This window comes from Plantactinospora sp. WMMC1484 (assembly GCF_049315195.1).
Taxonomy (GTDB): Bacteria; Actinomycetota; Actinomycetes; order Mycobacteriales; family Micromonosporaceae; genus Plantactinospora.
In genome coordinates, this window is sequence record NZ_CP186055.1 from 5,048,727 (window position 1) to 5,063,478 (window position 14,752).

At 72.8% G+C, this 14,752-nt stretch carries 12 protein-coding genes and 1 pseudogene; 7 read left to right on the forward strand and 6 right to left on the reverse strand.

Features of this window, described 5'->3' with window-relative positions:
- Position 1: 1 nt before the first annotated feature.
- The 5 genes and pseudogenes from ACN28C_RS22085 (at position 2) to mshC (ending at position 4,544) form a co-directional block, all read left to right on the forward strand.
- Positions 2 to 835, forward strand: a complete 834-nt coding sequence (locus tag ACN28C_RS22085; RefSeq protein ID WP_422774765.1) for an undecaprenyl-diphosphate phosphatase — start codon at positions 2 to 4, stop codon at positions 833 to 835.
- Positions 836 to 885: 50 nt separating this feature from the next.
- A pseudogene (locus tag ACN28C_RS22090) lies at positions 886 to 1,578 on the forward strand (MSMEG_4193 family putative phosphomutase); the annotation flags it as partial.
- Positions 1,579 to 1,801: 223 nt separating this feature from the next.
- Positions 1,802 to 2,374 (forward strand): DUF3090 domain-containing protein, encoded by a 573-nt coding sequence (locus ACN28C_RS22095; RefSeq protein ID WP_422769439.1) that lies wholly within the window; start codon positions 1,802 to 1,804, stop codon positions 2,372 to 2,374.
- A 31-nt stretch (positions 2,375 to 2,405) separates the two neighbouring features.
- Positions 2,406 to 3,224 (forward strand): SCO1664 family protein, encoded by an 819-nt coding sequence (locus ACN28C_RS22100; protein ID WP_422769440.1) that lies wholly within the window; start codon positions 2,406 to 2,408, stop codon positions 3,222 to 3,224.
- 81 nt (positions 3,225 to 3,305) lie between these two features.
- A complete protein-coding gene (mshC, locus tag ACN28C_RS22105; protein ID WP_422769441.1) occupies positions 3,306 to 4,544 on the forward strand; it encodes a cysteine--1-D-myo-inosityl 2-amino-2-deoxy-alpha-D-glucopyranoside ligase in 1,239 nt (412 codons plus the stop codon).
- Between the two features lie 68 nt (positions 4,545 to 4,612).
- Here mshC and ACN28C_RS22110 read toward each other — a convergent pair whose 3' ends face one another.
- Positions 4,613 to 5,404, reverse strand: a complete 792-nt coding sequence (locus tag ACN28C_RS22110; protein WP_422769442.1) for a GntR family transcriptional regulator — start codon at positions 5,402 to 5,404, stop codon at positions 4,613 to 4,615.
- A 305-nt stretch (positions 5,405 to 5,709) separates the two neighbouring features.
- The gene (locus ACN28C_RS22115) at positions 5,710 to 6,579 is read right to left on the reverse strand and encodes a PAC2 family protein (protein WP_422769443.1); all 870 of its coding nucleotides are present in this window, start codon (positions 6,577 to 6,579) and stop codon (positions 5,710 to 5,712) included.
- Positions 6,580 to 7,282: 703 nt separating this feature from the next.
- Here ACN28C_RS22115 and ACN28C_RS22120 point away from each other — a divergent pair.
- Positions 7,283 to 7,996 (forward strand): neutral zinc metallopeptidase, encoded by a 714-nt coding sequence (locus tag ACN28C_RS22120; protein ID WP_422769444.1) that lies wholly within the window; start codon positions 7,283 to 7,285, stop codon positions 7,994 to 7,996.
- A 174-nt stretch (positions 7,997 to 8,170) separates the two neighbouring features.
- Positions 8,171 to 8,884 (forward strand): HAD family hydrolase, encoded by a 714-nt coding sequence (locus ACN28C_RS22125; protein WP_422769445.1) that lies wholly within the window; start codon positions 8,171 to 8,173, stop codon positions 8,882 to 8,884.
- Between the two features lie 79 nt (positions 8,885 to 8,963).
- On the opposite strand, the gene ACN28C_RS22130 is transcribed toward ACN28C_RS22125, so the two are convergent.
- The 4 genes from ACN28C_RS22130 to ACN28C_RS22145 all read right to left on the reverse strand — a co-directional run bounded on the left by ACN28C_RS22130 (position 8,964) and on the right by ACN28C_RS22145 (position 14,707).
- On the reverse strand, positions 8,964 to 11,513 hold the full coding sequence (locus ACN28C_RS22130) for an ABC transporter permease (protein WP_422769446.1): 2,550 nt from the start codon (positions 11,511 to 11,513) through the stop codon (positions 8,964 to 8,966).
- On the reverse strand, positions 11,513 to 12,280 hold the full coding sequence (locus ACN28C_RS22135) for an ABC transporter ATP-binding protein (RefSeq protein WP_422769447.1): 768 nt from the start codon (positions 12,278 to 12,280) through the stop codon (positions 11,513 to 11,515). The genes ACN28C_RS22130 and ACN28C_RS22135 overlap by 1 nt, the downstream gene beginning before the upstream one ends.
- Before the next feature lie 463 nt (positions 12,281 to 12,743).
- Complete coding sequence (locus ACN28C_RS22140) at positions 12,744 to 13,448, reverse strand: response regulator (RefSeq protein ID WP_422769448.1); 705 nt, start codon at positions 13,446 to 13,448, stop codon at positions 12,744 to 12,746.
- Positions 13,445 to 14,707, reverse strand: coding sequence for a sensor histidine kinase (locus ACN28C_RS22145; protein WP_422769449.1), 1,263 nt, complete (start codon positions 14,705 to 14,707; stop codon positions 13,445 to 13,447). Before ACN28C_RS22145 ends, ACN28C_RS22140 begins: the two co-directional genes overlap by 4 nt.
- Positions 14,708 to 14,752 lie beyond the last annotated feature (45 nt).

Sequence of the window (14,752 nt, forward strand, 5' to 3'; positions counted from 1 at the left end):
GATGAGCTGGATCGAGGCCATCGTGCTCGGCCTGGTGCAGGGGCTGACCGAGTTCCTGCCGATCAGTTCCTCCGGACATCTGCGGATCACCTCGGCGATCTTCTTCGAGCAGGACGCCGGAGCGTCCTTCACCGCCGTCACCCAGCTCGGCACCGAGGCCGCGGTGCTGCTCTACTTCGCCAAGGACATCTGGCGGATCACCCGGGTCTGGGTCGTCGGGATCTGGGACAGCTCGGTGCGGTCGAGCCTCGACTACCGGATGGGCTGGTACGTCATCATCGGGTCGATCCCGATCGGCGTCTTCGGCTTCCTCTTCAAGGACCAGATCCGCACCGCCGCCCGGAACCTCTGGCTGGTCGCCACCACGTTGATCCTCTTCGCCTTCGTGCTCGCCTTCGCGGAATACTGGGGCCGGCAGACCCGCCGGCTCGAGAACTTCACCCTCCGGGACGGCATCGTGATGGGCTTCGCCCAGGCGATGGCGCTGATCCCCGGCGTGTCCCGGTCCGGTGGCACCCTGACGGCGGGGCTCTTCCTCAACCTGACCCGCGAGGCGGCGGCCCGGTACTCCTTCCTGCTGGCCATCCCGGCGGTGGTGATGTCCGGCGTCTTCAGCCTGCCGGACGTCTTCGACACCAGCGGGGGCGGCTCGATCCCGTCCCCGGCCCAGATGGTGGTGGCGACGATCATCGCCTTCGGGGTCGGCTACGCCGCCATCGCCTGGCTGCTCCGCTTCGTCGCGCATCACACCCTCTACGTCTTCGTCCTCTACCGGGTGGCGCTGGGCAGCCTGGTGCTGGCGCTGCTGCTGACCGGGACGATCAGCGCCACCTGATCCGGACGGCTCCGCCGAGCGGGCCGGCGGCCGGGCCGTAGGGTGTGGTCGTGGCGACCCTTCTGCTCCTCCGGCACGGCCGGACCACGGCGAACGCCGACGGCGGCCTGGCCGGACGGCAGCCCGTCGAACTCGACGAGACCGGCCGGGCCCAGGCGACCGCGGTGGGCGGCCGACTCCGGGCGGTGACGCTGGCGGCGGTGGTGACCAGCCCGCTGGTCCGGTGCCGGCAGACCCTGGACCTTGCCCTACCGGACGCCGTGCCGGTGGTCGAGGAGGACCTCATCGAGTGTGACTACGGGGCGTGGCAGGGCCAGCCGCTGAAGAAGCTGGCCAAGGATCCACTGTGGCAGGTGGTGCAGCAGCACCCGAGCGCCGCCGTCTTTCCCGACGGCGAGTCGATGGCCGGGATGGCGGCCCGCGCGGTCGCCGCGGTACGCCGCTGGGACGCCCGGATCACCGCCGAGCACGGGCCGGAGGCGGTCTGGCTGGCGTGCAGCCACGGGGATGTGATCAAGGCCATCGTGGCCGACGCGATGGGGGTACATCTGGACCAGTTCCAGCGGATCGTGGCCGATCCGGGCTCGGTGACCGGGATCCGCTACACCCCGGTCCGCCCGTTCGTCCTGCGGCTCAACGACACCGGCGGCGATCTGTCCGGCCTCGTCCCGCCGCCCCCGGACCGGCGCCGCCGCTCCCGTGCGGTCTCCTCGGACGCCCCGGTCGGCGGTGGGGTCGGTGCGGCCGAGGCCGGATCGGACCCGGCCCAGGTCGAATCGGACCCAGCCGAGGTCGGGGCGGACGCCGCCCAGGTCGGGGCGGGTGCCGACGGGGCCGGATCCGGCCCGGCCGGGGGCGGGTCGGCTCGCGGTGCCGGCAGGGGTGACCGGACCCCGGAACGGGGCGTATGGTGATTCGGGTCGGTGGGCTGCGCGCTGTGGTATCCGGCCGGATAGGGTCGTGGGTATGACCCACCAGGTGCACGCATTCGAGCCGCCCGAGCGGTTCGTCGCCGGAACTGTGGGTCCGCCGGGTGAGCGGACGTTCTTCCTCCAGGCGCGCGGCGGAGGCCGACTGGTCAGCGTGGCCTTGGAGAAGGTTCAGGTCTCGTTGCTGGCCGAGAAGCTCGAGGAGCTGTTGACCGAAGCACATCGGCGGTTCGGCGTCGAGTTGCCCGAGCCGCCCCCGGTCACCTCCGACAACGAGCCGCTGGACACGCCGGTCGACGAGGAGTTCCGCGTCGGCACCCTCGGCCTGGCCTTCGACGTCGACACCGCCACGGTGGTGATCGAGGCGATCGCCGCCGGTGAAGCCGAGGCGGAGGTCGAGCTCGCCGGCGGCGAGGAGGAGATCGACGAGGAGGAGCCCGACGACGACCTCGACCGGCTGCGGGTCCGGTTGACCCCACAGGCCGCCCGCGAGTTCATCGAACGAGCCCGGCGGGTGGTGGCGGCGGGCCGGCCGCCGTGCCCGCTCTGCGGCCAGCCGCTCGACCCCGCCGGCCACCTCTGTCCGCGGCACAACGGCTACCACCGGTGACCGTCGCCGTCCGCCGTCCGGGACCGACCCGGTGACCTCCGCCGAACTGCGACCGGCGCTGGACGAGAGCGATGCCCTCAGGCTGCTGCGGGGAGGCGAGTTCGAGCTGGAGGGCCGGCTGGTGGACGCCTCCAACACGACCCTGCGCGGATTCCTGACCCTGGACGGGGTCACGGCCCGCTGCGTCTACAAGCCGGTCCGGGGTGAACGGCCGCTCTGGGACTTTCCGGACGGGACCCTGGCCGGGCGGGAGGTCTCGGCGTACCTGCTCTCCCGGGCCACCGGATGGGACCTGATCCCGCCCACGGTGCTCCGGGACGGGCCGCTCGGCACCGGAGCCTGTCAGCTCTGGATCGACGAACCGGAGCAGGTGGAGCCGCTGGTGGGCTTCGTGCCGGCCCGGAGCCTGCCGGCCCGGTGGTTCCGGGTAGCGGCCGCCCGCGACGAGGAGGGCGCTCCGTACGCCCTCGCGCACGCCGACGACCCCCGGCTGGCCCGGCTCGCCGTGCTCGACGCCGTGATCAACAACGCGGACCGCAAGGGCGGGCACGTGCTGGTCGGGCCGGACGACCGGATCTACGGCGTCGACCACGGGGTCTCCTTCCACGTGGAGGACAAGCTGCGGACCGTGCTCTGGGGCTGGTCCCGGCGGGACCTGCCGCCGGACGCGCTGGAGATGCTCGCCGATCTGGCCCGGGGGTTGGCCGGCCCGCTGGGCGAAGATCTCGCCGAGCACCTGACCGTCGGCGAGGTCGCCGCGACGGCACGCCGGGTGGAGAGGCTGCTGGGGACGGCCCGCTTTCCGGAGCCCTCCGAGGAGTGGCCGGCCATCCCCTGGCCGCCGATCTGATCACCTCGACCAGCTGTCGATCCGATCACCTCGACTGCCGGCCGGGCAACGAGGATTCGCCGGCTGGCTAGGGTGGTGACCATGGACACCTGGGTGGGTCACGAGATTCCGCGGCTGCCGGGCAGGGGACCGCGGCTCGCTCTGTACGACTCGGCGCGCCGCGCGGTGCACTCGACCCGGCCCTCCGGGCCGGCGACGATGTACGTCTGCGGCATCACCCCGTACGACGCGACCCATCTGGGACACGCGGCCACGATGATCACCTTTGACCTCGTACAGCGGGTCTGGCGGGACGGCGGCCATCCGGTCAGCTACGTGCAGAACGTCACCGACATCGACGACCCCCTGCTGGAGCGGGCCGAGCGGGACGGCGAGGACTGGGTCGTCCTGGCGATGCGGGAGACGGCGCTGTTCCGGGAGGACATGGAGGCGCTGCGGATGATCCCGCCTGCGCACTACGTCGGCGCGGTCGAGTCGATCCCGGCGATCGCGGAGAAGGTCCGGGCGCTGCTCGACGACGGTGCCGCGTACCGGCTCGACGACGGCACCGGGGACGTCTATTTCGACGTCGCCGCCGCGCCCCGGTTCGGTTACGAGTCCAACCTCTCCCGGGACCAGATGCTCGGATACTTCGCCGAGCGCGGCGGCGACCCGGACCGGGCCGGCAAACGGGACCGGCTCGACCCGCTGCTCTGGCGCGGTGCCCGGGACGGCGAGCCGGCCTGGGACGGCGGGCCGCTCGGTCCGGGGCGGCCGGGATGGCACATCGAGTGTGCGGTGATCGCGATGGCGCTGCTCGGGGAGACCATCGACGTCCAGGGCGGCGGCAACGACCTGCTCTTCCCACACCACGAGTGCTCGGCGGCGCACGCCGAGCGGCTGACCGGTGCGGAGCCGTTCGCCCGGCACTACGTACACGCCGGGATGATCGGCCTGGACGGCGAGAAGATGTCGAAGTCGAAGGGAAACCTCGTCTTCGTCTCCCGGCTGCGGGCCGACCACGTGGATCCGATGGCGGTGCGGCTGGCGCTGCTCGCCGGTCACTACCGGGCCGACCGCGAGTGGACCGACGACCTGCTCAAGGAGGGCACGCAGCGGCTGGCCCGCTGGCGGGAGGCCGCCGCCGCGCCGGCCGGACCCGCCGGCCCGGAGCTGCTGGCAGGGGTACGCGAACGGCTCGCCGACGACCTCGACACGCCGGGTGCGCTGGCCCTGCTGGACGGCTGGGTGGACGCCGCGCTGGCCCGTACCGGCACCGATCCGGCGGCGCCGGACCTGATGGCCGCCACCGTCGACGCGCTGCTCGGCATCAGGCTCTGAGCCGCCGGGCATAGGGGCGGCGGACGCCGGACGGCGCTCCGTGGCGGTGCGCACCGATGCGACGGCTGTCAGCCGAGCACGAGGCCGGGGTCCGGGTCGGCGTCGGGCGTGGGGCCGGGGACCTGATACTGCTCGGTGAGCGTGGTCATCGGGCCCGGCCAGGTCGCCTGGGCCACCTCGATCGGCCGGTGGGCGGCGTCGTAGGCGACGTGCAGCAGGTGCAGCACCGGGGTGTCCGGCCGGATCTGCAGGATCTCGGCCTCCTCCCGGCTCGGCTGGCGGGCGCTGATCTGGTCGGTCGCCGAGACGTAGCGCCGGCCGATCGCCTCCTCCGCCTCCTGGTAGAGCGGTCGGCCGTACGCCTCCATCCGCTCCAGGCTGGTGCCGGCGGCGTCGTCGGTGCGGAACCAGGAGGCGCCGACCTCGACCGGCACCTCCTCGGTGCGTACCAGGTGCCGGCGGACGACCAGCTCGGTGCCGTCCGGCACGCCGAACGCGTCGGCCACCTCGGGCGGCGCCGGTGCCCGGCCGACCTGCACCAACTGTTGCCGGTACCGGGCGGCCAGGTCGGCGTGGTAGCCGCGGTGCCCGCCGTACCGGCCCCGGGAGAGCCGGTTGAGGCGGCGGCGGGTGCCCCGGACGTATGTCCCGGAGCCCGGCTTGGTGATCAGGACGCCCTCGACCCGGAGCTGGTCGATGGCGCGCTGGACGGTCTGCTTCGCCACCCCGAACATCTCGGCGATGGCTGGGATGGAGGGGAGCCGGTCGCCGGCCGCCCAGTCGCCGTTGCGGATCCGCGCCCGCAACTGCGCGGCGATCTGCCGGTGAGGAAACTCGGCCGCTCCCGGGTTGATCTGCACCGACACCTCCTGCGTCAGAACATGACACTAGGTTCCTAGGATGCCGTACGGGGTGTGCGCCGGGCAACCGCAACACGCCCTCGGCGCCGGAGAGCCGATGAGGAGCCCTCAGCTTTCGGGGGATGCCGGCCATGGTGTGACAGGCGACCCATGGTGTGACAGGCGACCGTGCTGGTCAGCGCCGGCTGGAGCGTCGGACGCTCACGACGGGCGCAAGCCGACGAGCGCCCGACGCGCGCAAGCCGACCAGCGCCCGCCAGCCGCGGCCGTTGCTTGCGAGCCGGCCGTTGGCTACCCGGAGCCGGTTACCAGGAACCGGCGGTCGGACCGGCCGAGCCGCCGCGACGGCGCAGGTACTTCTCGAACTCCTGGGCGATCTCGTCGCCGGTCAGCGGCTGGATGCCGGCGTCGCCGACCCGTTCCTCCAGCTCACGCACGTATTCGCCAAGCTCCGCGTCCTGCTCGGCGGCGGTGCGGACGCGCTGCTCCCACTCGGCGGCCTCCTCGGCCAGCTCCGACATCGGCACCGGCAGGTCGAGCACGTCCTCGACCCGGTGCAGCAGCGCCAGGGTGGCCTTCGGGCAGGGCGGGTTGTTGGCGTAGTGCGGCACGTGCACCCAGAACGACACGGCTTCGAGCTCGGCCCGGGTCGCGGCGTCGTGCAGCACCCCGACGATGCCGGTCGGGCCGTCGTAACGGGTCGGGGTGAGCTGGTAGCGCTCGGCGGCGCCCTTGTCCGAGGCGCTGCCGCTGATCGGCAGCGGCCGGGTGTACGGCACGTCGGCCAGCAGCGCACCGAGCAGCACGATCCGGTTGATCTCCAGGCTGTGGCAGAGCTCCAGCACCTGTTCACAGAAGGTGCGCCAGCGCATGCTGGGCTCGATGCCCCGGATCAGCACCACGTCCCGGTCGGTACCGTCCGGGCTGGCCCGCATGAACCGCGTGGTCGGCCACTCGACCCGGCGGGTCTCGCCGTCGGCCATCGTGATCGTCGGTCGGCTCACCTGGAAGTCGTAGAAGTCCTCCGGGTCCAGTTCGGTGATCTGGCGCGCCTGCCACACCTGTTCGAGGTGCTCGACCGCGGCCGTGGAGGCGTCCGCCGCGTCGTTCCATCCCTCGAAGGCCGCGATCGCGACCGGCGAGCGCAGCATGGGCAGCCCGTCGAACTCGGTCACGCCCTACCCCCAGCGTGCGTGCCGCGGCCGAGCCGTGCGGCCCGGTGCCGTGCGGCTGTTTCCCCGATGTGCCTGGTACTGCCGTCCCTGTTGTCCCTCACGTCCGTCAGCCTACGTCCCTGACCCGGATGCGGCCCGCCGGCCGCGCCGGCTCCGCCCCGCCCGGCGACGGAAACCCGGCAGGCCGACCATCGCCCCGACGGTCGGGACAACCCGCACGGAACGGGTGATTGGCGGAGGACTTGCGTGTGGTGAGCGCCGGTGCGCCGTCGTGCAGGTGTCGGCGGCGACCTGCGGCGGGGTGTTCGCCATCCACCGGGCCAGTGAGATGTCCTCGAACCGGGGTGCAGGCCGACGGCGGCGGGGATGGCGAGACACGCCACGACCAGCACCAGCAGCGTCCACAGTGGTGCGCCGCCCAGCGCGGCGCCGATGGTCAGCAGGGTGAGAGCCGCGAGGTTGCGCCGGACCCGTCCCAACGGCACGATCATCGGAAAGACCTCCTCCCGGTCGCCGGTCGGCGGGGTGCGCGGGTCGCCGCGGAGAGGATCTAGCCGAAAACCGGGGCGCCAATCTCACGTGATCGCGGGAAACGCATCGTCCGTCGGCGACCGCGGCCCGGGGGCGGGTGGTGGTGGCGGGGTTTGACCCGGTCACCGCCCTGGGAAGTGTTCTGCTGCGTCGACCGAGTGGGAGGCCCCCGATGCGCGGTACCGACCGGTTCTGGCGGCTGATCGCGCTGATGGCGGTGCTGGTCGCCGCGGTCGCCTGCGCGTTCGGCGGACCGGACCCGCAGGACGATCGGGGCGCCTCCGGCGAGAACGATGCGACCAGGGCCGACGGCACCATGACGGTGGAGGAGTTCCGCAGAGACATCGACGGTGCCGTACAGGTCGCCGAGGAGTACTGGACCCAGCGGTTCGAGGCGTCGGGGGAGCGGTTCCAGCCGATCCGCCGAATCGTCGGGTACCAGCGGGAGGGCGAGGTGGCCTGCGCCGGGCAGGGGCTGCCCCGCAACAACGCCGTCTACTGCTCGGCGGGCGACTTCATCGCGTACGACGTCAACTGGGCGGTCGCCGCCTTCCGCCAGGTCGGCGACGCGTTCCTCTATTACCTGCTGGGCCACGAGTACGCGCACGGCGTGCAGGTGCGGCTCGGCATCCGGTACGACTTCACCATCCAGCAGGAGTTGCAGGCCGACTGCATGGCCGGTGCCTACCTCGGCGACTCGGTGCGGTCGGGGGCGCTCACCATCGAGGAGGGCGACCTCGACGAGCTGGCCGCCGGTCTGCGGGCGGTCGCCGACGATCCGGACCAGCCGTGGTTCGCGGAGGGGGCGCACGGCAGCGCCGAGCAGCGCACCGACGCCTTCTTCGGCGGCTACGAGCGCTCGCTGGAGGCCTGCGGCCTCCGCTGACCGTGACCGCCGGCCGGGCCGGGTCGGTGCTGAGGCATCCGCCACACTTGCCCACCGGCCCGGCGACGGTGACCGGCGGCGTTGGCAGGATCGGTCCCGCCGGGCCACGTCGGCTACGGTCCGGGTCGTGTCCTAGTCCGGGAGGAACCCCTGAACAGGCAGCATCCCGCCGCGGTGCTCTTCGACATGGACGGCACGCTCGTCGACAGCGAGCGGTTGTGGGACGTGGGGCTCCAGGAGCTTGCCGCGCACTACGGCGGGACGCTCTCCGAGGAGGCCCGGCTGGCGATGGTCGGCACCAGCATGGGCGTCTCGATGGAGATCCTGCACACCGACCTGGCCCAGCCGTGGCGGGATCCGGCGGTCAGTGCTGCCTGGCTCGACCGCCGGGTCAGCGAGATGTTCCTCACCGACCTGGTCTGGCGGCCCGGTGCGCTCGCCCTGGTCACGGCGGTACGCGCCGCGTCGGTGCCGGCCGCGTTGGTCACCTCGACCCGGCGCGCGGTGGTCGAGATCGCGTTGGAGACGCTCGGCCGGGACACCTTCGAGGTGGTGGTCTGCGGTGACGAGGTGGCCGCCCCCAAGCCGGACCCGGAGCCGTACCTGACCGCGGCCCGGCTGCTGGACGTGCCGATCGCACGCTGCGTGGCGATCGAGGACTCGCCGGCCGGGGTGGCCAGTGCGCTCGCCGCCGGTGCCGCAGTGCTCGCGGTGCCGCACGCGGTGCCGATCGACCCGGCCGACGGCGTACGCCTGCTGGAGACGCTGACCGGCGTGGACCTGGAACTGCTCGCCGACCTGCTGGCCCCGCTCGACCTGCCGCGCCGACCGGATGCCGGCTCGCCCGGGACCCGCCTGCCGGCGGCGCCCGGGCCGGACCGCCCGTAGCCGCCGGGGGTGGCGCCCCGTCCCGACGCCACCCCCGGCTCCGTCGCCCACGGCCACCCCCACGGCCGTGGGCGGGCCCTCACTCGTGCGCGATCGCGCCGAGCACGTTCAGCCGGGCGGCACGGATCGCCGGCAGTACCGCCGCGACCACCCCGACCACCGCCGCCAGGCCGAGGAAGAGTCCCATCTCGGTCCAGGGCAGCACCAGGTTGCTGATCCCCTCGTCCCGCAGCGCCCGGACCACGGCCGCGCCGAGGCCGGCGCCGACGGCCACCCCCAGCAGGGCACCGAAGACCGAGATCACCACCGCCTCGACCGTGATCATCCGCATCGTCTGGGCACGCCGCAGCCCGATGGCCCGCAGCAGACCCAGCTCCCGGGTCCGCTCCAGCACCGACAGGGCCAGCGTGTTCACGATGCCGAGCACGGCGATCAGGATCGCCAGCGCCAGCAGGATCTGGATCATCGTCAGCAGCCCGTCGAGCTGGCTGGTCTGCTGCTCGATGAAGTCCGCCCGGTCGGCGACCGACACCTCGGGGCTCTCCGCGAGCAGCGCCTCGACCCGGGGTAGCACGTCGTCGACCGAGGCGCCCGGGGCCAGCTTCAGGTACGCCTGCGTCGGCTGCGGCATCGCGAAGTCGGTCGCCGCCCCCACCGGCAGCAGGAAGCCGCCGAACAGGTCGGACTCGGCGTATATCCCGGTCACCGTGTAGGTCTGCGCCTCACCCCGGGACAGTTGCACCGGCACGGTGTCGCCAACCGCCAGGCCGCGGTCCTGGGCGGTCCCGGAGTCGACCAGGAGTTGGTGCGGCCCGAGCGTGTCGATGCTGCCGGCGGTCGGGGTGGCCTGATAGATCTCCCGCAGCGCCGTCACGTCACTGGTCGCGGTGATCCAGCCCTGCTCGCCGCCGACCAGCGCCCGGTCGCCGTAGATTCCGGCGACCATGGCGACCCCGGGCAGCGCGGCGGCCTGGTCCAGCACCGCCGGGTCGAAGCTCGGTGGCCGGGGACCGGACTGCGCCCCGGAGATCACCAGCTCGGCCTGGATGGTCTCCTCGGCCAGCGCGGTGATGCTGCTCTTGGCCGAGTCGAGGATCACCGTCACTCCGGTGACGAGAGCGATGCCGACCATCAGCGCGGCGGCGGTGATCGCGGTCCGCCGCGGGTTGCGTCCCGAGTTCAGCCGGCCCAGCTTGCCCGGCACCGACCAGGAGAAGAGCCGGCCGAGCAGCCCGACCACCGGGCGGCTGATCAGTGGCGTCAGCAGCGCCACCCCGACGAAGGAGAGCAGGACGCCACCGAGGATGGTCAGCAGGGTGTTGTCCCCGGTGTTGCCGCTCAGGCCGAGCGCCATCAGGGTGCCGCCGACCGCGGTCACCACCGCGCCGGCGGCCGAGATCTTCGTCAGCGGCCGGTCCGGGGTCGCCACGTCCTGCATGGCGGCGACCGGAGGGATCCGGGACGCCCGCATCGCCGGGAGCACCGCGGCGACGACCGTGACGATCAGGCCGACCGCGAAGGAGCTGATCACCGCGGCCGGTGGTACGCCGAGCCCGGCGAGCTGCAGCCCACCGGCGGTCTGCCCGAAGACGTACGCCAGCAGCGCGCCCACGCCGATGCCGGCGCCGAGGCCGAGTACCGAGGCGAGCAGGCCGATCGCGACGGCCTCGACCAGCACCGAACCGATCACCTGGCGGCGGCCCGCGCCGATCGCCCGCAGCAGCGCGAGTTCCCGGGTCCGCTGGGCGACGATGATCGAGAAGGTGTTCAGGATCAGGAAGATGCCGACGAAGAGGGCGACCCCGGCGAAGCCGAGCAGGATGTTGTTGAAGAAGCCGAGGCCCTCCTTCAGCCCGGCGGAGGCGTCCGCGGAGAGCTGCTCGCCGGTCTTGACCACGTAGCCGTCGCCGAGGGTGGCCGCGATGTCGTCGCGCAGCGTCGCCGGGGCGACCCCGTCGGCCGCCTCGACGCTCAGCTCGGAGTAGACACCTGGCTGGCCCAGCATCAGCTCCTGGGCGACCGGCTCGGTGAACGCCACCTCCTGGGCGCCGCCCAGGCTGTCCCGGTCGCCGCTGTAGCCGAAGATCCCGACGACGGTGAAGTCGCGCCTCGGCTGGAGGGTCAGGATCCCGACCCGGTCGCCGACGGCGAGCTTGCCGGCCTTGGCCACCGCCGCGTTGACCACCACCTCGTCCGCGGCGGTCGGCCCGCGCCCCTCGCGCAACCGCACCAGGTCGCTCTCGCCGGTCCAGTTCGAGCCGAACTGGGGTGGGCCGAACGAGGTCAGCACCTTGCCGTTGCTGCCGATCACCCGGGCGCCGTCGGCGGCGGCCACGCCGGTGACGCCGGCCACCCCCGGCACCGCGCGCACCTGGTCCAGGGCGCTGGCCGGGAACGGAGCGGCGATCTGCTCGCCCTCCATCTCGGCCACCTCGATCTTCGGCTTGGCGCTGACGCCGACGTCGGTTCCGGCGTACGCGTCGTTGAAGATGGTGTCGAAGGAGCGGCCCAGGGTGTCGGTGAGGACGAAGGCGCCGGAGACGAACATCACGCCCAGCACGACGGCCAGGCCGGAGGCGACCAGCCTGGCCTTGCGGGCGAGCAGGCTCTTCAGGGTGGCGCGCAGCATCAGAGTCCCGCCTCGGCGAGCCCGTCGAGCTTCTTCATCGTGTCCAGCACGGTCTCCGGGGTCGGTTCGACGAGTTCGGAGACGATCTGGCCGTCGGCGAGGAAGATGACCCGGCCAGAGTACGAGGCGGCGACGGGGTCGTGGGTGACCATGACGATGGTCTGCCCGTACTCGGTGACGGAGCGGCGCAGGAAGCCGAGCACCTCCGCACCGGCCCGGGAGTCGAGGTTTCCGGTCGGCTCGTCGGCGAAGATCACCTCGGGGCGGGAGGCGAGCGCCCGGGCACAGGCGACCCGCTGCTGCTGCCCGCCGGAGAGCTGTGCCGGGCGGTGGCCCAGCCGGTCCCGCAGCCCGACGGTGTCGATGACGGTGTCCAGCCATTCCTGATCGGGCTTGCGGCCGGCGATCGAGAGCGGAAGCAGAATGTTTTCCAGTGCGGTCAGCGTCGGCAGCAGATTGAATTGCTGGAAGATGAAACCAATTTTGTCCCGGCGCAGTTTGGTGAGACCCGCGTCACCGAGTCCGGTGACGGCGGTGTCGCCGATATGGATGCTCCCCCTGGTTACCGAGTCGAGGCCGGCAAGGCAGTGCATCAGGGTGGACTTGCCGGATCCGGACGGGCCCATGATGGCGGTGAATCGGGCCTGTTCGAATTCCGCATTGATGCCGCGCAGGGCGACGACCTGTGCCTCGCCGCTGCCGTACACCTTCCACACGTCGCTGGCCCGGGCCGCCGTTCGCGCACCTCGGGCTACCGTCGCGGTCACCTTCATCTCCCCCTAGACAAATTGTGGTCCGGCCGGACCCGTGATCCGGCCGGCAGCATCCATGGTCCGTGACGCGGGCGGGCCCGACGTCCGACCCGCGACGGATTTCGACGCGGATAATCCGCTGCGGGTGGGCCCTGACAACGGATCAGGGTTGTCCCTGACTGATATGTGTCGGCGTCGTTAACTGTGCGGCGTCGCCGTTACCGAAGGGACCGCCCGTCGTCCCGGCTTCCGTCGGCGGGGGATCCCGCCGCCATCGCCGGCTACCTCTGAAACGATAGGCCGGGCAAGCGGTGGCGCCGTCGTGCGCCGGGATGGTCTTCGGGTACGCCCTCCGTCCGGCCCGCTCCTCCGGCAGTACGACCCGGGGACCCGCCGGTCGTACGCCTCCGGTGCCTGCGGCGTACGCCGGAAGGGGTAGGCGGGGCGGCCTCCGCGGCGAGGCGGGGCGGCGGCGAGGTCAGGCGCCGGGGCGGACGAGGCCGGTCTCGTAGGCCAGCACCACCGCCTGGACCCGGTCGCGGAGCCCGAGCTTGGTCAGCACGTGCCCGACGTGGGTCTTGATGGTGGTCTCGCTCACCGTCAGCACTCGGGCGATCTCCGCGTTGGAGAGTCCCCGGGCCACCTGGACCAGGACCTCCCGCTCCCGCTCGGTGAGCACACCGATCGCCTTCGGCGGCGCCGCCTCCGGATCCGGCAGCGACTCCGCGAACCGGTCCAGCAGGCGCTTGAGGATGCGCGGCGCGACCACCGCCTCGCCGACGGCGACGGTACGGATGGCGGTGACCAGGTCCTCTGCCGGCACGTCCTTGGCCAGGAAGCCGCTCGCCCCGGCGCGGAGCGCCCCGACGACGTACTCGTCGAGGTCGAAGGTGGTCAGGATGAGCACCCGCACCGGCAGCCGGGCGTCGATGATCGCCCGGGTGGCGGCGACGCCGTCCATCCGGGGCATCCGGATGTCCATCAGCACCACGTCGGGGAGAAGCCGCCGGGCCAGGTCCACCGCCTCCACGCCGTCGCCGGCCTCGCCGACGATGTCGAGGTCGTCCTCGGCACCCAGCACCATCCGGAAGCCGGTACGCAGCAGCGGCTGGTCGTCGGCGAGGAGGACGCGTACCGGCCGGGTCGACTCCCTGCCGTCGCCGGTGTCCCTGCCGTCGCTCATGCCGCCCCCTTGTCCATCGGCGCACCCAACTGCTCCATCGGCATCTTGGCGTAGACCCGGTAGCCGCCGCCGGGGCGGGGACCGGTGCGCAGGGTTCCACCGTAGAGGGCCATCCGCTCCCGCATCCCCACCAGGCCGTGCCCGACCCGGCCGCTCTCCGGGGGCGGCCCCCGGCCGGTGTCGGAGATTTCGACGATCAGCCAGTAGATCCCGAAGCTGAGCCGCACCTGCGCGGTTGCCGTGCCGGCGTGCTTGAGGGTGTTGGTCAGCGCCTCCTGGACGATCCGGAACACGGTCAACGCCACTCCCGGGTCCAGCGGGCCCGGGGTGCCGTCGACCCGCAGGGTCACCGGCAGTCCCGCCTCCCGGACCTGCTCCACCAACGCCTCGATGCCGGCGAGTCCGGGCTGCGGGGCGAGTTCCGCGGCCGGTTCGGTGTCGGTGCGCAACACGTCCAGCAGCCGGCGTAGCTCGCGCAGGGTCGTCCGGCTGGTCTCCTCGATGCTGCCCAGCGCCCCGTCGGTGGCCGCCGGGTCCCGGTGCAGCACCCGGCGCGCTCCGGTGGCCAGCACGCCCATCACGCTGACGTGGTGGGCGACCACGTCGTGCAGCTCCCGGGCGATCCGCCGGCGCTCGTCGGCGACCGCCTGGTCGGCCAGGGACCGCTGGTTCTCCTCGGCGGCCCGGGCCCGCTCCTCCAGCGCCCGGATGGTGGCCCGCCGCGCGTGCACGGTGCGCCCGACGAAGAAGCAGACCAGCGCGAGCAGCACCTGGGTGAAGACCAGGTAGGCCGGGGAGGGTTCGGTGAAGTCGGGCGGAGGCGGTTCGAGCAGGGCGACGGTGATCGAGGGTGCCCAGATCGTCGCGGCGGCGAGTGCGGCCTCGCGGAGGGGGAGCAGCGCGGCGGTGCTGTAGGTCAGCAGCACGAAGGTGGCACCGGCGGCGACCGGCTGCGCGCCGACCAGGACCGAGGCGACGAAGGCCGGGACCGCCAGACCCACCGCCGACCAGGGCGCGGCCCGGCGCAGCGCGATCGGGGCGGCGCAGAGGACGCTCCAGACGAGCAGCCCCGGCCAGCCCTGCGGCGCCAGTCCGGTCGGCGCGGTGCCGACGAGCGTCACCTCCAGCGCGACGGCCGCCACCGCCAGCAGCCCGTCCCGGATCAGCCACCGCCGCTGCTCCGGCGTGGGCCGGAAGCGGCGCCGGCCGCCGATGTCCCGGCCGCCGGCCGGGCGGGCGGCGGCATCGGTACGGGTCATGCTGGCGACGCTAGCCGGTCTGTGGCGCGACAGGTCGTCGCCGAC